Genomic DNA, 17,140 nt, shown 5'->3' on the forward strand with positions numbered 1-17,140 from the left:
TGATACGGCTCTTTACAGGCCCATGCCCTCCAGCTTTTTCAGGGTCTGGCCGCACTGGGCGGTCATCTCTTCAAAGATCTGCCGCAGGGGCTTTATTTCGTGGAGCATGCCCGCCACCTGGCCGGCCATGACGCTGCCGGTCTTTACATCGCCGTCGAACACGGCCTTCCGCAGGCCGCCCAGAGTGAAGTGCTCCAGCTCCATGCGGTCGGCGCCCTCCCGCTCCTTGGCGATGTAGGCGTTGGTCATCTGGTTGCGCAGGCAGCGCACCGGGGCGTCCACAGACCGGCCGGTGACCACGGTGTCCCGGTCCTTGGCCTTGAGGACGGCCTTCTTGTAGTTCTCATGGATGGGGCACTCCTCGCTCACCAGCAGGCAGGTGCCCACCTGGGCGCCGATGGCACCCAGGGCGTAGGCGGCCAGCAGCTGCCGTCCGCTGGCGATGCCGCCGGCGGCGATGACGGGGATGTCCACCGCGTCCACCACCTGGGGCACCAGGGCCATGGTGGTGGTCTCGCCCACGTGGCCGCCGCTCTCGGTGCCCTCGGCGATGACCGCGTCGGCGCCCCGCTTGGCCACCAGCTTGGCCAGGGCCACGGCGGCCACCACGGGGATCACCTTGGCGCCCGACTCCTTCCAGGCGGGGATGAAGCGGGTGGGATCGCCGGCTCCGGTGGTGATGACGGCCACCTTCTCCTCCGCGGCGATGGCGGCCAGCTGCTCCACCTGGGGGTGCATGAGCATGATGTTCACGCCGAAGGGCTTATCGGTGAGGGAGCGGCAGCGGCGGATGCTCTCCTGGAATACCTCGGGGGGCATGCCGCCCGCGCCGATGAGGCCCAGGGCCCCCGCGTTGGACACGGCGGCGGCAAACTCGGCGGTGGCGATGTTGGCCATACCGCCCTGGATAAAGGGGAACTCGATCCCCAGCCATTCGTTCAGCTTCTGCATGTTATTTCTCCTCCTTATCCTGCCACTGGAACAGGGCCCCGCCCCAGGTCATTCCGGAGCCAAAGCCCAGACACATGATCCACTGGCCCGCTTTCAGCAGTCCCTGCTCCGCCATCTCGTCCAGCGCGATGGGGATGGTACCCGCGGATGTATTTCCATAGCGCTCAATGTTCTCATAGCACTTGCTCAGAGGCACCTTCAGACGCCGGGCCACCGACTCCACGATGCGGTGGTTGGCCTGATGGAGCACGTACCAGTCCACCTGCTCCTTCTCCATGCCGGCCTTGGCCAGCAGGGTCCGGGCCGCCTGGGGGACGGTCTCCAGGGCGAACTTGAAGACCTCCTGGCCGTTCATGTGGAGATAGCGCTCCTCGCTGCCCATGCCGCCCGACCACAGGATATCCCGTTCTCCCCGGGCGCCCAGGTGGGCGTACCAGGGGGCGTCCTGGGTGGACTTGACCACCACGGCCCCCACCCCGTCTCCGAACAGGATGCAGGTGGAGCGGTCCTCCATGTTGGTGATCCGGCTCAGAAGCTCGCCCCCCAGGATCAGGGCGTAGGGGCGGCTCATCCGGGGCAGCAGGGCCGCCGCCGTCTCCATGGCGTACAGGAAGCCGGAGCAGCCCGCGCTCAGGTCAAAGGCCGGGCAGTCCTCCGGCAGGCGGAGCGCCTGGTGGACCAGGCAGGACTGGGCCGGAGTGGCGTTGTCGGAGGTGACGGTGCCCATCAGGCACAGCCCCAGGTCCTCCGGCCGGATGCCCGCCCTGGCGATGGCCTGGCGGGCGGCCTCCACCGCGAACTGGGTGAGAGTCTCCCCCTCCCGGGCAAAGCGCCGCTCCTTGATGCCGGTGCGGCTGACGATCCACTCGTCGCTGGTGTCCACGATCTTGGCCAGATCGTCGTTGGTGACGACGTGCTCCGGCAGCGCCCGTCCAGTGCCAAGGATCTGCAGTCCGTTCATATCTCGTTCTCCTCCCGAACCACGCCCATGGCGCGGAATTTTTGATATCGCTGGGCGGCCAGATCCTTCTCCTTGGACAGCTGGTTCAGATGCCGGGTCAGGGCCTTGTCCACGGCGGCGAACACCGCCTTGGGGTCGTTCTGGGCGCCCCCCTCGGGCTCCGGAATGACCTGGTCGGCCACTCCCAGGCGCAGCAGATCGGCGGCGGTGAGCTTCATCACCTCGGCGGCCTCATCGGCCCGCCCGGCGTCCTTCCACAGGATGGAGGCGAAGCCCTCGGGGGAGAGCACCGAGTAGACGGCGTTCTCCATCAGGATCACCCGGTTGCCCACGGCCAGGGCCAGAGCTCCGCCGCTGCCCGCCTCGCCGATGACCACCGCGATCACCGGGACGGTGAGGGAGCTCATCAGAGCCAGGGAGGCGGCGATGGCCTGCCCCTGCCCCTCCGCCTCGGCCTCCAGGCCGGGGTAGGCGCCGGGGGTGTCTACAAAGGTGATGATGGGCCGCTTGAACTTCTCCGCCTGGCGCATGAGGCGCTGGGCCTTCCGGTAGCCCTCAGGGCTGGGCATGCCGAAGTTATATTTCATTTTTTCCTCAAAGGTGCGCCCCTTCCGGGTGCCGATGACGGTCACCGGCTTGCCGTGGAAGCGGGCGATGGCCCCGAAGACACAGGGGTCCTCCCGGTGGAGGCGGTCCCCCTTGCACACAAACAGGTCGGTAAACAGGGCGTTGATATAGTCCATCGCCCCCGGCCGGGATACTGCCCGTGCCAGCTTGACCCGCTGGGCGGCTGTCACGTCGCTCATCTGTGGAAGACCCCCTTTCGATGGAGGGCCAGCAGCTGGGCCAGGGTCTCCCGCAGCTGAGGCCGGGGGACGATCTGATCCACAAAGCCGTGCTCCTCCAGATATTCGGCGCGCTGGAAGCCCTCGGGCAGCTCCTGGCCGATGGTCTGCCGGATGACCCGGGGCCCGGCAAAGCCGATGAGGGCCCCCGGTTCCGCCAGGGTGATGTCCCCCAGGGAGGCGAAGCTGGCGGTGACGCCGCCGGTGGTGGGGTGGGTGTAGACCGCGATGTACAGCCCCCCCGCCGCGGAGAACCGCTCGATGGCGGCGCTGGTCTTGGCCATCTGCATCAGAGAGAGAATGCCCTCCTGCATCCGGGCCCCGCCGCTGGCGGAGAAGATGATCAGGGGCAGCTTGTGCTTCTGGGCGTACTCCACCGCCCGGGTGATCTTCTCACCCACGGCCACGCCCATGCTGGCCATGAAGAAGCGGCTGTCCAGCACGGCGAACACCGCCTGGTACCCGTCCAGCTTGCCGGTGGCCGCCACCGCCGCGTCGGGCAGGGCGGTCTTTTCCCGCTGGGCGGCCAGCTTGCCCTCATACCCCGGGAAGTCCAGCACGTTGGGGGCGGTCATCTCGGGCCACAGCTCCCGGAAGCTGAAGGGGTCCAGCAGCAGGGACAGGCGCAGGTAAGCCCCAATGGGCAGATGGTAGCCGCAGTGGGGGCAGACATATTCGGTTTTCACCAGCTCCTGGTTGGCGCACTCCGCGCCGCAGCCGGGGCAGGTCTGAGTCCCGTTCTCCGGGATGGCCGAGCGGCGGGCGGCGGCCTCAACGGCCTCCTCCCGCTGGCGGCGCAGTCGGTCCAGCCGGTCCCGGCGGGAGCGAAACAGTGGCTGCATATTACTCCTCCTTGTCCCAGTTCAAAAGCTCGTCCATGTGGGCGGGCAAAAAGCCGGTGTCATACTGGCCCTTGATAAAGTCGGGGTGGTACATGATCAGGTGGCAGAAGTCGGCGGTGGTGGGATAGCCGTCGATGATCATCTCCTCCAGCGCCCGGCGCATCCGGCGGATGGCCTCCAGCCGGGTGGGGGCGTGGACGATGACCTTGGCCACCAGAGAGTCGTAGTAGGGGGAGACGGAGTAGCCGTTGTACAGCAGGGAGTCCACCCGCACCCCGGGTCCCCCGGGGAAGTGGAGGAACTTGGTGGTGCCGGGGCAGGGCCGGAAGCCGGCCTTGAAGTCCTCGGCGTTGATGCGGCACTCGATGGCGTGGCCCTGCTGGACCACCTCCTCCTGCTTGACGGACAGGGGCAGTCCCGCGGCGATGCGCAGCTGCTCCCGCACCAGATCCAGACCGGTGACCATCTCCGTCACCGGGTGCTCCACCTGAATCCGGGTGTTCATCTCGATGAAGTAGAAGTGTCCCTCCTGGTCCACCACAAACTCGATGGTGCCGGCGTTCTCATAGCCGGCGGCCTTCGCGGCGGCCACAGCGGCCGCCCCCATCTGCTCCCGCAGCTGGGGGGTAAGCACCTTGGAGGGGGACTCCTCCACCAGCTTCTGGTTCTTCCGCTGGATGGAGCAGTCCCGCTCCCCCAGGTGGATCACATTGCCGTGGCGGTCGGCCAGGATCTGAAACTCGATGTGCTTGGGGTTGAGGATCAGCTTCTCCAGGTAGAGCTGGCCATCTCCAAAGCAGGCCAGGGCTTCCGCCCTGGCCTCCTCGAATTTGGCGGCAAGCTCCTCGGGCTGATCCACCCGGCGCATTCCTCTGCCTCCGCCGCCGGCGCTGGCCTTCACCAGCACCGGATATCCGATTTTCCGGGCGATCTCTACCGCGTCCTGGGCGGTCTCCACCGGCCCGTCCGAGCCGGGCACCACCGGGACGTTGTGCTTCTGCATCAGCTCCCGGGCGGCCGCCTTGTTGCCCATGGCCTGAATCACCGCCCCGGAGGGGCCGATGAAGGCAATCCCCAAGTCGGCGCACCGCTGGGCGAAGTCCGCGTTCTCCGACAGGAAGCCGTAGCCGGGGTGGATGGCGTCGCACCCCGTCTCTTTGGCCACGGTGAGCAGGGCGTCCACATTCAAATAGCTGTCCGCCGCCTTGGCCGGGCCGATGCACACGGCGTTGGGGGACAGCTGTACGTGGAGGGAGTCCGCGTCGGCGGCGGAGTACACCGTCACCGCGTCCACCCCGATCTCCCGGCAGGCACGAAGGATGCGCACCGCGATCTCGCCGCGGTTGGCGATCAACACACGCTGAAACATTATACCCTCCGAACCCGGAACAGGGGGGCGTCATAGCCCGCCAGACTTCCGTTCTCCACCAGGATCTCCTCGATCACGCAGTCCATGGGGGCGGGGATTTCGCTCATCATCTTCATGGCCTCCAGGATGCACACCGTCTGGCCCTTCTTCACCTGGTCGCCCACCTTCACAAAGGGCTCGGCGTCCGGGCCGGCGGCGGCGTAGAACGTGCCCACCAGGGGGGCCTTAATGTACTCGCCCTCATCCTGAGTCCCACTCTGGGCCTCAGACTGGGGAGCGGGAGCCGCCGGGGTCTGGACAGCGGAAACCGCGGCCACAGCCGCCGCGGGAGCGGCGGCCACAGCCACGGTCTTGTCCAGCTTCAGGCGAGTCCCATTCTGCTCCAGCTCCAGTCCGGTGAGGGAGGAGCGCTCGAAGCGCTCCATCAGCGCGTAAATGGATTCCAGATCCATGGAACAGTCACCTCATTTTTAAAATTTTGAATTACTCGGCCTTGCTCTCCAGAGCCTCCAGATAGCGGACGATGTCGCCCACGGTCTTCATGTTGGGGCGGTCGTCGTCGGCGATGGACAGGCCCAGCTGCTCCTCCAGGGCGATGTTCAGCTCCACAGCGTCCAGAGAGTCGGCGCCCAGGTCCTCGGCCAGGTCGGCCTCCATGGTGACGTCCTCCATCTCACAGCTCAGGGTATCCACAATGATATCACGTACTTTTTCAAACATAGGAATTCTCCTCTCAAATCTTCTCTCATAATCCTTCCAATATTTTAGTTAAAATTTTTTAACTAAATATTTCAAGCGTATTGTAACAGGTTTTACCAGAAAGTCAACTGGGATTTTTCACAAACAACATACAACCGCCCGTTTTTTATTTAGCTTCCGGGGGAATTTTTCCGCAAAACGCGTCGAATTTTCCAGGGATAGGGGCAAAACACACATAATCTGGAATCCCCGCCGCCCGCCGGAGTCCCAGACCGCCGCCTCAGTCCTCCAGCATCCGGTACCCGATGCCCAGCTCGGTGAGGACATATTTGGGCTCGGAGGGGTTCTCCTTGAGCTTGCGGCGGATGTTGGCCATGTTCACCCGGAGGATCTGGTTGCTGCTGCTGCCGTAGGGGCCCCACACGTGCTCCAGGATGAAGTCGTAGGTGAGCACCTTGCCGGCGTGGATGCACAGCAGCTCCAGGATCTTGAACTCGTTCTGGGTGAAGTGGACCTCCTCCCCGTCCAGGAGCACCTGGTGCTTGGCGATGTCCACCGTCAGGTCCTTGATGTGGTAGACGTCCTTCTGGGACCCCTGGCTCAGCCGCAGGCGGTCGGACCGGCGCAGGGTGGTGCGCACCCGGGCCAGCATCTCGGACACGCCGAAGGGCTTGACGATGTAGTCGTCCGCCCCCATGTCCAGGGCCTTCACCTTTTCCGACTCCCGGTCCCGGGCGGAGATGATAATGACCGGGGTCTCCTGGGGCAGGCCGCTGAGCTCCTGAAGGATCTCCATGCCGTCCATGTCGGGCAGCCCCAGGTCCAGCAGGACCAGGTCGGGGCTGTGGGAGAAAAACAGGGAGAGCCCCTCCTTCCCGCTGAAGGCCGGAATGGATTTATAGTCGTTGGCGTTCAGCGCCCGGCAGATAAAGTTGCTGATGGTGCGCTCATCTTCGATAACCAGGATCACACGTTTCTCATTCATCCTTGATTTCCTCCATGGGAAGCCCAAACCGGAACACCGCCCCGCCCTCCGGGTCGTTCCCGGCGGCGAAGAAGCCGTCGTGGGCTTTTATAATACTTTGACACACGGACAGGCCGATGCCCATCCCCCGGGACGAGTCCCCGGACAGGTTGTCCTCCAGAGGCCGGCCCAGCTGCACCGCCTGGCTCACCTCGGGGGAGATGCCCCTGCCCCGGTCCCGCACCTCCACCACAGCCCAGTCCTCCTGCCGGAACAGCCGCAGGCGGATGTGCTCCCGGTCCCCGGAGTGGCGGATGGCGTTTTCCAGCAGGTTGACGATCACCTGCTTGATGAGCATGGGCTCCATGGGGAGATACAAAATATCGTCGGACAGCTCCAGGGCGATGGGGCAGTCGGGAAACCGGCGGCGCATGGTGAGCAGAGCGTCCCCCGCCACCTCCTCCAGCATCTCCTCCTGCTTGTTCAGGGGCATGACCCCGTCCCGGATCTTGGTGATGGAGAGCAGGTTTTCCACCATGGCGCTCAGGGCGTCGGCGTCGCTCTTGATGTCCCGCACCAGGGAGGCGCTGCGCTCGGAGGAGGCGATCTCCTCGCTGGACAGCAGCACGGAGGCCGCTCCGGAGATGGCGGTGAGGGGGGTGCGCAGGTCGTGGGACACCGCCCGCAGAATATTGCCCCGGATGGTCTCCCGGTCCGCCTGGAGCTGAATGGCCGCCTTCTCCGCGTTGAGCTTGGCGTTGAGCTCGTAGAGGGCCTTGGTGTCCTGCTCCCGCCGGGTGGCCTCGATGGCCTGGGCCTTGATCCGCCCGGTCAGCGCGCAGATCACCGCGGAGATGGCCACCATGCTGAGCATGGTGACCGGATAGCCGGAGATGCTCAGGGAGAAGGCCCGGAAGGGGAACATGAAAAAGTAGTTGATGCACAGCGCCCCCACCACCGAGGCGGCGATGCCGTAAACATATCCGTCGGTGAGCAGGGAGATGCACATAATCGCCAGAATAAAAACCAGGTCGGAGTTATTCTCTCCCCCCGTGTGCCGCAGAAGCTCCCCGCTGATGACGCACGCGGCGCACAGGAACAGCACCGTGGTCAGCAGATTCCGCGGCGTGCGCGGCAGCCCGCGGGTTATATAGAGATAGCCGTGGTATAATTTGATAAAGGGCCCTGTCATCTGCGTTCCACCTCCCGCCGCCCCGTCTCAGGGCAAAGGGTCACTCAACTTTATCTATTATAACAGGAAGCGGGTGGCGCGTAAAGAGCAGGCCCGGCGACTTTTCCGCCCGGCCGGGCCGTCCGCGCCCGGGCGCCCGGATTTCTCCCCGAAAATCGCGGAAATTCGGAAGAAAGCCTTGCATACCGGCTGCTACCTGTTGTAAAATAAGCAAGTTAATATCCCACCAAAGAGACAGGAGGGCTAAACTATGGCGGAAGAATTGAAAAACGGCGCTCCCGAGAAGGGCGAGCCCGCTCCCAGCCAGAACTTTATCCATGAATTCATCGCGGAGGACATCGCCCCCGGCGGACGCTTCGCCGGCATGCAGGTCCACACCCGTTTCCCGCCCGAGCCCAACGGCTATCTCCATATCGGCCACTGCAAGGCGCTGATCATCGACTTCGGCTCGGCCGAGAAGTTCGGCGGCATCTGCAACCTGCGCATGGACGACACCAACCCGGCCAAGGAGGACACCGAGTTCGTGGACGCCATTAAAGAGGACATCCACTGGCTGGGCTTCGACTGGGGGGACCGGTTCTTCTACGGCTCCGACTACTTTGAAAAGACCTATGAGCTGGCGGTGGGCCTCATCAAGAAGGGGCTGGCCTATGTGTGCGAGCTCACCCCCGAGCAGTTCAAGGAGTACCGGGGCGACGTGAACACCCCCGCCCGCTCCCCCTGGCGGGACCGGCCCATCGAGGAGTCCCTGGACCTGTTTGAGCGGATGAAGAACGGGGAGTTCCCCGAGGGCAAGTACACCCTCCGGGCCAAGATCGACCTGGAGAGCGGCAACTTCAACATGCGGGACCCGGTGCTCTACCGCATCCGGTATATCGAGCACCACCGCCAGGGCACCAAGTGGTGCATCTTCCCCATGTACGACTTCGCCCACCCCATCCAGGACGCCCTGGAGGGCATCACCCACTCCCTGTGCTCCCTGGAGTATGAGGACCACCGGCCCCTGTACGACTGGGTCATCAACCACACCGACGTGCCCAACAAGCCCCGGCAGATCGAGTTTGCCCGCCTGGGCATCAACTACACGGTCATGTCCAAGCGGAAGCTGCGCAAGCTGGTGGAGGAGGGCTATGTGTCCGGCTGGGACGACCCCCGGATGCCCACCCTGTGCGGCCTGCGCCGCCGGGGCTACACCCCCGCCTCTATCCGCAACTTCTGCGACCGCATCGGCGTGGCCAAGAACACCTCCACCGTGGAGTACGGCTTCCTGGAGCACTGCCTGCGGGAGGACCTGAACGAGCACGCCCAGCGGGCCATGGCAGTGCTGCGCCCCATCAAGCTCACCATCACCAACTACCCCGAGGGGGAGAGCGAGATGGTGGAGGTGGAGAACAACCCCAACGACCCCAACGCCGGGACCCGCACCGTGTCCTTCTCCCGGAACCTGTATATCGAGTCCGACGACTTCCTGGAGACCCCCATCCCCAAGTATAAGCGCCTGTACCCCCAGGGCCCCGAGTGCCGCCTGAAGGGGGCCTACCTGATCCGCTGCACCGGCTGCGTCAAGGACGCGGAGGGCAATGTGGTGGAGGTGCTGGCCGAATACGACCCCGAGTCCAGGGGGGGCAACCCCGCCGACGGCCGGAAGGTGAAGGGGGCCACCATCCACTGGGTGGACGCCGCCACCGCCGTGGACGCCCAGGTGCGGCTGTACGACAACCTGTTCACCGACCCCGACCCCGACGCCGGGGACAAGAACTTCCTGGACTGCCTGAACCCCAGCTCCCTGGAGGTGCTGGAGGGCTGCAAGCTGGAGGCCTCTCTGGCCGGTGCCCAGGCCCCCGCCCAGTATCAGTTCCTCCGTCTGGGCTACTTCTGCGTGGACAGCAAGGACTCCAAGCCCGGCGCCCTGGTGTTCAACCGGGCGGTGAGCCTGAAGGACAGCTTCAAGCCCGGCAAATAACCCCTGTTTCAAGCTGAAAAAACTCCGCCGCGAGGATGGTTTCCCCGCGGCGGAGTTTTTATGTTCCGTCCATCACATGGCCTTGGCCATGTCGGAGGAGTCCCGCTCCTCCTGCACATCGGGCGTCTGCTTCTGGGCCTCCTTGCCCTTCACGTTCATCACCAGCATCTGGAGGCGGTTCTCCAGGTTGGCGAAGCTCACGTCCGGGTCGTAGTCCAGGGGCAGGATCTGGGCGTCGGGGTACATCTCCTTCAGCCGCTTTGCCACGCCCCGGCCCACCACGTGGTTGGGCAGGCAGCCGAAGGGCTGCAGGATGACGAAGGCCCGGCAGCCGTGGGCGGCGTGGTGGAGGATCTCTCCGGGGATGAGCACGCCCTCGCCGGCGTCAAAGGTGTGGTGGATGATGGGGTCGCTGGCCTTGACCAGCTCCGGCAGGCGGGTGGCCCGCTCATAAAGGGGGTGCTCCCTGGCGATGCGGTCGGTCATGGCGTGGGCCGCCTCGAAGATGGCGTCCGCCGTGGCGTACCAGGCCTTCTCCCCCATGGGCTTATGGACGTGGTACTCCTTGATCTGGGTGTCCTTGTTGTAGTAGAGCTTCCGGATCACGTCGGTCATGCGGGCCTCGATGATCTCAAAGCCGTTTTTCTCCAGGTAGTCCTCAATGTCGTGGTTGGCGCCCGGGTGGAAGTTCAGCAGATACTCGCCCACAATGAGCACCGTGGGCCGGGGGTTGGAGCGGTCGTACTCCACCCCCTTCATCACCTGGATAGCCCTCCGGAAGCCCTTCTCGGCCCCCCGGATGCCCTGGCGCTCCAGGCCGCCGATGAGCAGGTCCATGGCCTGTTCAAAGGCTTTATTTGCACTGCCCGGCACCGTCTCATAGGGCCGGATCTTTCTCAGAAGCTCCTCCAGCACGTCGATCATGGGCAGGGCGAAGGCGATGCGCATGGAGGCGGCCAGGCTCATGCGGTAGCCCGGGTGCTGGTCGTGGCTGTCCTCCCCGTCGTTGGTGACGATGGGCACCTGGGCAAAGCCCGCGTCGTCCAGGGCCTTGCGCAGCAGGGCGCTGTAATGGGTGAGGCGGCAGTCCCCCACGTACTTGGCCATGGCCACGGCCACGTGGTCCAGGTCGTACTTGCCGCTGCGCAGGGCGGCCAGGGCCTCCCCGATGACCACCTGGGCGGGGAAGCAGATGTCGTTGTGGACGTACTGCTTGCCCAGGCGGATGGCCTCCTCCCGGCCCACCTCCAGGGGGACGGTGCGCAGGCCGTCCTTGCCCATGGCCGCCGACATGACCCGGCAGAAGGCGTGGGACACGTTGGGGATGAGCACCAGGCGCTCCTTCTTGTCCCGCCTGCTGAACTTCACCGGATAGGGGTCCTCCAGCTCCTGGACCGGGCGGGACTTCTCCCGCTCCCGGCGCATGGCCAGGGTCTCCACAAAGGAGCGCACCCGGATGCGCAGGGGCCCCTGCACGTCGCTCTCGTCCAGCTTCAGCACCAGGGGGGTCTTGCCCGAGATCTCCCCCATGAGGCGGATGATCTCGTCGGACAGGTAGGCGTCGTGGCCGCAGCCGAAGCTGACGATCTGCACATACTCCATCCGGGGGTCCTGGGCGGCCAGGATGGCCGTGGACAGCATGCGGGCGTGGTAGTTGTTCACAATATCCAGGGCGCTCCGGCTCAGGTCCACCTCGTTGGCGTGGGGCACCGAGTCCACGGTGAGCACCGGAATCCCCAGGCTGGTGAACAGGGCGGGCAGGTCGTGGTTCACCAGGGCGTCGGTCTGGTAGGGCCGGGCGGCCAGCACCACCGCGTAGGTGCCCTGCTCCTCCGCCTGCTTGAGGACCTGCTCCCCAGCCTTGACCAGCTTGTGGCGGAAGATCCACTGGGCCCGGTCCGCCGCCTTGACGGCGGCGCGGGTCTCCTGGGCGGGGATCTGGAAGGCGTCCTCCATGTATCGGGTCAGCTGCTCCAGCCGGTCCTCGTCGGTGTACCAGTGGAACAGGGGGGCGTCAAAGGGGACCCCCCACTGGCGCTCCGGGTCGTCGGAGTTGCGGATGATGAGGGGATAGCCCTTCACCACGGCGCACATGGACTCGCTGGTCTTCTGGGTGTTCTCCGAGGGGACAGTGGTCACCGACGGCATGAAGATCCGGTCCACCCCCTGCTTCACCAGGTCCCGGATGTGGCCGTGGACCAGCTTGGCGGGGAAGCAGACGGTGTCCGAGGTGACGGCGGACAGGCCGCTCTCGTACATCTTCCGGGTGCTGGGGCGGGACAGCTTCACCTCAAACCCCAGGGCGCGGAAGAAGGTGGACCAGAAGGGCATGGTATCCCAGAAGGACAGCACCCGGGGCAGGCCGATGACCGTGTCCCGCCGCTCCTTGACCCGGGAAACGGGGTACTCCTGGAAGAGCAGCTTCTCCCGCAGCTGGAACAGGTTGGGGATCTTCTCCTTCTCCTGGTTTTTGGCCTGGAGCTGCTCCCGCACCGCCTCGTCCCTGGGGTCGCCCAGGATCTCGCCCCGCTCGCAGCGGTTGTTGGTCACCCAGGAGCTGCCGTTGGAGAAGGTGATGATGGTGCGCTTGCAGTGGTTGGCGCAGAAGGGACAGGGGGAGTTGGCCTGCTGGGTGTAGGCGAAGTCCTCCAGGGCGTCCAGGCCGATGAAGGTGCGCTCCTGCCCCGCCATGCGCTCCTTGGTGAGCAGGGCCGCGCCGATGGCCCCCATCACCCCGGGGTAAGGGGCCCGGATGACGCTGCGGCCGGTGTACTGCTCCAGGGCCCGGAGCACCGCGTCGTTGCGGAAGGTGCCCCCCTGGACCACGATGGTGTCCCCCAGGGAGTCCAGGTTGGAGATGCGGATGACCTTGGTAAAGACGTTCTCAATGATGGACCGGCACAATCCCGCCATGATGTCCCCGGGCAGCTTGCCGTTGCGCTGCTCGGTGACGATGCTGCTGTTCATAAAGACGGTGCACCGGCTGCCCAGCTGGGCGGGGTTCTGGGCGTCAAAGGCCGCCTGGGCGATCTGGTCCACCGGGATATGCAGGGAGGCGGCGAAGTTCTCCAAAAAGGAGCCGCAGCCGGAGGAGCAGGCCTCGTTGACCACAATGTTGGTGATGACCCCGTTAGAGAGCCAGATGGCCTTCATGTCCTGGCCGCCGATGTCCAGCAGGAAGGTGGCGTTGGGCACATACTTGGCGGCAGCCCGGGCGTGGGCCACCGTCTCCACCACGTGGCACTCGGCGGAGAAGGCGTTGGCAAAGAGCTGCTCCCCGTAGCCGGTGGTGCCCACCCCCAGGATCTCCAGCTCCGCCCCCGCGCTGCGGTACCGGTCCCGCAGCTCCAGCAGGGCCTTTTTCGCCACGTCCAGGGGCGCCCCCTGGTTGGGGGAGTAGAAGGAGTCCAGGATGTTCTCCTCCTCGTCCATGAGGACGAACTTGGTGGTGGTGCTGCCCGAGTCGATGCCCAGGTAGGCCCGCACCTTCTGTCCCGGGCGGAGCCGGATGGGCTCCCAGAGGGGCAGGGCGTGCTTCTCCTCAAAGGCCCGGCGCTCCTCCTGGCTTTCAAAGAAGGGCTGGCCCTTCTCCCCCTCTCCGGCCGTCTCTTTTACATGCTGAAGGCCGTCCATGATCCGCTCCGGGCGGACCTGGGTGTCCTGTCCGGCGTACAGGGTCTCCAGGGACAGGGCCGCGCCGTAGGCCATCATCAGCTCCGGGCGCTCCGGGACCAGGATGTCCTCGGGGGCGAGCTCCAGCCGCTGGGCGAACACCCGGATCAGGGTGGGGTTGAAGGTGAGGGGGCCGCCCTCAAAGGCCACCGGCTTTTTGATCTCCAGGCCCTGGGCCAGGCCGCCGATGGTCTGCTTGGCGATGGCGTGGAAGGCGGAGAGGGCCAGATTCTCCTTGGACACCCCCTGGTTCAGCAGGGGCTGGATGTCGGTCTTGGCGTACACGCCGCACCGGCCGGACACGTCGTAGACGCAGTCCCCCTTGGCCGCCAGGGCGTCAAACTCCTCGATGGACACGTGGAGGATGGCGGCCACCTCGTCAATAAAAGCGCCGGTGCCTCCGGCGCAGCTGCCGTTCATGCGCATGTCCGCCACTTCCAGCTGGCCGGAGCCGGCGTTCTTCCGGAAGAAGATGATCTTGGCGTCCTGGCCGCCCAGCTCGATGGCGGTGCCCACATCCTCATACTTGGAGCGCAGGGCGATGGAGTTGGCCACCACCTCCTGGACATAGGGCACGCCCAGGGCGTCCCCCAGCCGCTTGGCCCCCGACCCGGTGAGGGCCAGGTGGAACTGGGCGTCCGGAAAACGCCCATAGAGCTTCCAAAGAGCGTCGGAGACGCTCTTGATCTGGTCGGCGTGGTGCCGCTGATAGTCGGAATAGATCACCCGCCGGGACTTTACGTCCAGGGCGGCGATTTTGGTGGTGGTAGACCCTACGTCAATACCAACTTGAAGAATGGTTCTCTCTTTGCTCATGTTTCCCTCGAATTCTTTCATGCCCGCCCGAAACGCTCAGGCGGTACAGACCGTATTTGGACTGCGCGTCAGGGGGCGCTCCCCTGTTCCTGTTTTATGTATGCTTAGATATCATTTTACATACCTTTTCCGTTAGAATCGCATCAAGGAGTCTGCCTCAGGTGTTCAGAAAGCGTAAATTTTTGTTTCCCATAAAAACGGTTTTCCGGCGCTATGATTGTTTGAGACAAAGAATCCCGGCCGTCAGCCGCCCGCCTTAGGGAAATTGACCACCCCCGCCGGCACGGCGGTGCGGCTTGGCAAATGGTCCGTCTGTCTCCGCTGTCCGGCAAAATAGTCCGGTCAAATTTTTGCTTTTCCGGGAAAACGCCCCTCATTTCAATACATATTATAATACAAATTTGGGAAGTCCGCAACTGGTTCCCCCTTCCGTTCCCGCAGCTTTGAATTGATCCTCGGACCGGGACATGCGGCGCTGAATACTGGCAGAGAGCCGCCCTATGGGAACGGCCCGATTTTGGCGGCATTGCTTGAAAAAAGAAGGCTTCCCCCGCTTCTGTTACCCAGAAGCGGAGGAAGCCAATATCAGACTTCGGATGTGCCGGGACTGCCTTCCAGCGGTCAGCCGCCAAAGACCTTGATCATAAAGCCCGCGGCGACCGCGGAGCCGATGACGCCGGCCACGTTGGGGCCCATGGCGTGCATCAGCAGGAAGTTGGAGGGGTTCTCCTTCTGGCCCACTACCTGAGACACACGGGCGGCCATGGGGACGGCGGACACGCCGGCGGAGCCGATGAGGGGATTCACCTTGCCGCCGGTGGCAAAGTACATGATGTCGCCGAAAATCACGCCGCCGGCCGTGGACAGGCAGAACGCCAGCAGGCCCAGCAGGATAATCTTGATCGTATCCCAGGTCAGGAAGGAGTCATAGGTGGCCTTGAAGCCCACCGACAGGCCCAGCGCGATGGTGACAATGTTCATCAGCGCGTTCTGCGCGGTATCGGACAGGCGGTCGCACACGCCGCACTCCCGGAACAGGTTGCCCAGCATGAGCATACCGATCAGAGGGGCGGTGTCAGGCACCAGCAGGATGACAAAGATCGTGACCAGGACGGGGAAAATGATCTTTTCGGTTTTGGAGACAGGACGGAGCTGGGTCATTTTGACCTTGCGCATCTCCTTGGTGGTGAGCAGCTTCATAATGGGGGGCTGGATCAGGGGAATCAGCGCCATGTACGAGTAAGCCGCGATGGCAATGGCCGGGAGCAAATTCACCGGGTTGGTCGCCAGCTTGGAGGCGGTGAGAATGGCCGTGGGGCCGTCCGCGCCGCCGATGACGCCGATGGCCGCCGCCTGAGCCGGGGTGAAGCCCAGCACCAGGGCCAGCAGGAAGGCGGTGAAGATGCCCAGCTGGGCGGCCGCGCCCAGCAGCAGGGACATGGGATTGGCCAGCAGAGGGCCGAAGTCCGTCATCGCCCCGATCCCCATAAAGATGATGGACGGGTAAATGGCGTACTGGACGCCCTGATAGATGACCCACATAAAGCCAACGCTGCCTGTGTGGGTAGCTGCATCCACCACCGGCTCGTTGAACAGTCCGGTCAGCGGCAGGTTGGCCAGTAGCATACCAAAGGCGATGGGCACCAGCAGCAGGGGCTCAAACCCCTTGCCGATACCAAGATACAACAGGACACATGCGATTACGATCATGAGCAGCTGCCGCCAGTCTGTGGGAATGGCAGCAAAGCCGGAGCTCCCCAAAATCGCAGTCATTACCTCGGAAAAAAACTCCATTCTATACTCCTTTTCATAACTCAACCGAAGTGACCAGACCGGTCACCGGCAAAGACGGATGTACCCACTGAGAGAGTTCTGCCTCTCACAGTGCCGTTCGCGGGGGGAGGAAAGCGCTTTTACCCCAGAGTCACCAGCAGATCGTCGGTGTTGACGGTGGCGCCGGTGGACACGGCGATGGCCTTGACAGTGCCGTCCACGGGGGCGGACACCTCGATCTCCATCTTCATGGCCTCCAGAACGATCAGCACGTCGCCGGCCTTCACGCTCTGGCCCACGGTGCACTCCACCTTGAAGATGCTGCCGGGCATGGGGCTGTTCACCGGGGTCTCGCCGGCGCCCACAGAGACGGGAGCTGCTCCCGCTCCTGCCGCCGCTCCTGTCTCTGTGGGCGCCGGCGAGACCCCGGTGAACAGCCCCATGCCCGGCAGCATCTTCAAGATCGAGTGCACCGTGGGCCAGAGCGTGAAGGCCGGCGACGTGCTGATCGTTCTGGAGGCCATGAAGATGGAGATCGAGGTGTCCGCTCCTGTGGACGGCACCGTGAAGGCCATCGCCGTGTCCACCGGCGCTACCGTCAACACCGACGATCTGCTGGTCACCCTGGGTTAAGGGGGTACATGATCCATGCCGAATGCTGAAAACGCGATCTTAGATCCCTTTAGCGCCATGGCGCCCACCGAGGCCATCATGGTGGCCGTGTGCGGTCTGGTAGTCGTCTTCCTGATGCTGGCCATTCTGGCCCTGGTCATCCGGATCAACTCCAAGCTGGTCAGCCTGCTGGAGGGCCGGAAGGAAGAGCCCGCCCCCGCGCCGGTGACAAAGCATGCGCCTGCCGCTCCCGCCCCCGCGCCCGCCGCCCCCGCGGTGGATGAGGGCGAGCTGGTGGCCGTGATGATGGCCGCCATCGCTGAGGAGTCCGGGATGTCCCCCAACTCCTTCCGCATCACCAATGTAAGCGCCGCCCCCGCGGCCGCCCCTGTGGCTGCCGCTCCCGCGGCTCCCGCGCCCGCCCCGGCCCCTGCGGCTGCTCCCGCTCCGGCTCCCGCCCCCTGTCGCTTATACACATCAG

Annotated in this window: 14 protein-coding genes and 1 pseudogene; 3 read left to right on the forward strand and 12 right to left on the reverse strand. The window is 64.6% G+C overall.

Annotated elements, in window-relative coordinates; all coding sequences use genetic code 11:
• Positions 1-12: 12 nt before the first annotated feature.
• From B5F19_RS08975 to B5F19_RS09015, 9 genes are all read right to left on the reverse strand, one after another.
• Positions 13-951, reverse strand: a complete 939-nt coding sequence (locus tag B5F19_RS08975) for a nitronate monooxygenase (protein ID WP_087289766.1) — start codon at positions 949-951, stop codon at positions 13-15.
• 1 nt (position 952) lies between these two features.
• Entirely contained in the window at positions 953-1,912 is a 960-nt protein-coding gene (locus tag B5F19_RS08980; RefSeq protein ID WP_087289767.1) for a beta-ketoacyl-ACP synthase III, read from the reverse strand.
• Positions 1,909-2,718, reverse strand: a complete 810-nt coding sequence (locus B5F19_RS08985; RefSeq protein ID WP_087289768.1) for an acetyl-CoA carboxylase carboxyltransferase subunit alpha — start codon at positions 2,716-2,718, stop codon at positions 1,909-1,911. The genes B5F19_RS08980 and B5F19_RS08985 overlap by 4 nt, the downstream gene beginning before the upstream one ends.
• On the reverse strand, positions 2,715-3,599 hold the full coding sequence (gene accD / locus B5F19_RS08990; protein ID WP_087289769.1) for an acetyl-CoA carboxylase, carboxyltransferase subunit beta: 885 nt from the start codon (positions 3,597-3,599) through the stop codon (positions 2,715-2,717). Before accD ends, B5F19_RS08985 begins: the two co-directional genes overlap by 4 nt.
• Position 3,600: 1 nt before the next feature.
• Positions 3,601-4,968 (reverse strand): acetyl-CoA carboxylase biotin carboxylase subunit, encoded by a 1,368-nt coding sequence (gene accC / locus B5F19_RS08995; protein ID WP_087289770.1) that lies wholly within the window; start codon positions 4,966-4,968, stop codon positions 3,601-3,603.
• Positions 4,968-5,420 carry an acetyl-CoA carboxylase biotin carboxyl carrier protein gene (gene accB / locus B5F19_RS09000; RefSeq protein ID WP_087289771.1) on the reverse strand — a complete coding sequence of 151 codons (453 nt, stop codon included), beginning with the start codon at positions 5,418-5,420 and terminating at the stop codon, positions 4,968-4,970. Before accB ends, accC begins: the two co-directional genes overlap by 1 nt.
• 31 nt (positions 5,421-5,451) lie before the next feature.
• Complete coding sequence (gene acpP, locus B5F19_RS09005; protein WP_087289772.1) at positions 5,452-5,688, reverse strand: acyl carrier protein; 237 nt, start codon at positions 5,686-5,688, stop codon at positions 5,452-5,454.
• Between the two features lie 259 nt (positions 5,689-5,947).
• Positions 5,948-6,652, reverse strand: a complete 705-nt coding sequence (locus B5F19_RS09010) for a response regulator transcription factor (RefSeq protein WP_191342466.1) — start codon at positions 6,650-6,652, stop codon at positions 5,948-5,950.
• Positions 6,645-7,823, reverse strand: coding sequence for a DUF4118 domain-containing protein (locus B5F19_RS09015; RefSeq protein ID WP_087289774.1), 1,179 nt, complete (start codon positions 7,821-7,823; stop codon positions 6,645-6,647). Before B5F19_RS09015 ends, B5F19_RS09010 begins: the two co-directional genes overlap by 8 nt.
• A gap of 250 nt (positions 7,824-8,073) precedes the next feature.
• Between B5F19_RS09015 and B5F19_RS09020 the strand changes: the two genes are divergently transcribed.
• Positions 8,074-9,786 (forward strand): glutamine--tRNA ligase/YqeY domain fusion protein, encoded by a 1,713-nt coding sequence (locus tag B5F19_RS09020; RefSeq protein ID WP_087289775.1) that lies wholly within the window; start codon positions 8,074-8,076, stop codon positions 9,784-9,786.
• A 72-nt stretch (positions 9,787-9,858) separates the two neighbouring features.
• On the opposite strand, the gene B5F19_RS09025 is transcribed toward B5F19_RS09020, so the two are convergent.
• The 3 genes from B5F19_RS09025 to B5F19_RS09035 form a co-directional block, all read right to left on the reverse strand.
• Positions 9,859-14,274: an acyl-CoA dehydratase activase gene (locus tag B5F19_RS09025; protein ID WP_087289781.1), complete on the reverse strand. Its 4,416-nt coding sequence runs from the start codon at positions 14,272-14,274 to the stop codon at positions 9,859-9,861.
• Positions 14,275-14,895: 621 nt separating this feature from the next.
• Complete coding sequence (locus tag B5F19_RS09030) at positions 14,896-16,068, reverse strand: sodium ion-translocating decarboxylase subunit beta (protein ID WP_087289776.1); 1,173 nt, start codon at positions 16,066-16,068, stop codon at positions 14,896-14,898.
• 119 nt (positions 16,069-16,187) lie between these two features.
• Positions 16,188-16,379 (reverse strand): biotin/lipoyl-containing protein, encoded by a 192-nt coding sequence (locus tag B5F19_RS09035; RefSeq protein ID WP_242972760.1) that lies wholly within the window; start codon positions 16,377-16,379, stop codon positions 16,188-16,190.
• On the opposite strand from B5F19_RS09035, the gene B5F19_RS09040 reads away from it, so the two are divergent.
• Positions 16,366-16,680, forward strand: a complete 315-nt coding sequence (locus B5F19_RS09040; RefSeq protein WP_242972762.1) for a biotin/lipoyl-containing protein — start codon at positions 16,366-16,368, stop codon at positions 16,678-16,680. The two genes, B5F19_RS09035 and B5F19_RS09040, sit on opposite strands and share 14 nt — an antisense overlap.
• A 114-nt stretch (positions 16,681-16,794) precedes the next feature.
• A pseudogene (locus B5F19_RS18315) lies at positions 16,795-16,932 on the forward strand (hypothetical protein); the annotation flags it as partial.
• Positions 16,933-17,140: the final 208 nt, after the last annotated feature.

This window comes from Pseudoflavonifractor sp. An184 (genome assembly GCF_002160305.1).
Classification (GTDB): Bacteria; Bacillota; Clostridia; order Oscillospirales; family Oscillospiraceae; genus Lawsonibacter; species Lawsonibacter pullicola.

Bases quoted from the DNA above. Each gene is read 5' to 3' on its own strand.
- B5F19_RS08975 (WP_087289766.1), bottom strand. From the start codon at position 951: ATGCAGAAGCTGAACGAATGGCTGGGGATCGAGTTCCCCTTTATCCAG.
- B5F19_RS08980 (WP_087289767.1), bottom strand. From the start codon at position 1,912: ATGAACGGACTGCAGATCCTTGGCACTGGACGGGCGCTGCCGGAGCAC.
- B5F19_RS08985 (WP_087289768.1), bottom strand. From the start codon at position 2,718: ATGAGCGACGTGACAGCCGCCCAGCGGGTCAAGCTGGCACGGGCAGTA.
- accD (WP_087289769.1), bottom strand. From the start codon at position 3,599: ATGCAGCCACTGTTTCGCTCCCGCCGGGACCGGCTGGACCGACTGCGC.
- accC (WP_087289770.1), bottom strand. From the start codon at position 4,968: ATGTTTCAGCGTGTGTTGATCGCCAACCGCGGCGAGATCGCGGTGCGC.
- accB (WP_087289771.1), bottom strand. From the start codon at position 5,420: ATGGATCTGGAATCCATTTACGCGCTGATGGAGCGCTTCGAGCGCTCC.
- acpP (WP_087289772.1), bottom strand. From the start codon at position 5,688: ATGTTTGAAAAAGTACGTGATATCATTGTGGATACCCTGAGCTGTGAG.
- B5F19_RS09010 (WP_191342466.1), bottom strand. From the start codon at position 6,652: ATGAATGAGAAACGTGTGATCCTGGTTATCGAAGATGAGCGCACCATC.
- B5F19_RS09015 (WP_087289774.1), bottom strand. From the start codon at position 7,823: ATGACAGGGCCCTTTATCAAATTATACCACGGCTATCTCTATATAACC.
- B5F19_RS09020 (WP_087289775.1), top strand. From the start codon at position 8,074: ATGGCGGAAGAATTGAAAAACGGCGCTCCCGAGAAGGGCGAGCCCGCT.
- B5F19_RS09025 (WP_087289781.1), bottom strand. From the start codon at position 14,274: ATGAGCAAAGAGAGAACCATTCTTCAAGTTGGTATTGACGTAGGGTCT.
- B5F19_RS09030 (WP_087289776.1), bottom strand. From the start codon at position 16,068: ATGGAGTTTTTTTCCGAGGTAATGACTGCGATTTTGGGGAGCTCCGGC.
- B5F19_RS09040 (WP_242972762.1), top strand. From the start codon at position 16,366: ATGCTGCCGGGCATGGGGCTGTTCACCGGGGTCTCGCCGGCGCCCACA.
- B5F19_RS09035 (WP_242972760.1), bottom strand. From the start codon at position 16,379: ATGCCCGGCAGCATCTTCAAGGTGGAGTGCACCGTGGGCCAGAGCGTG.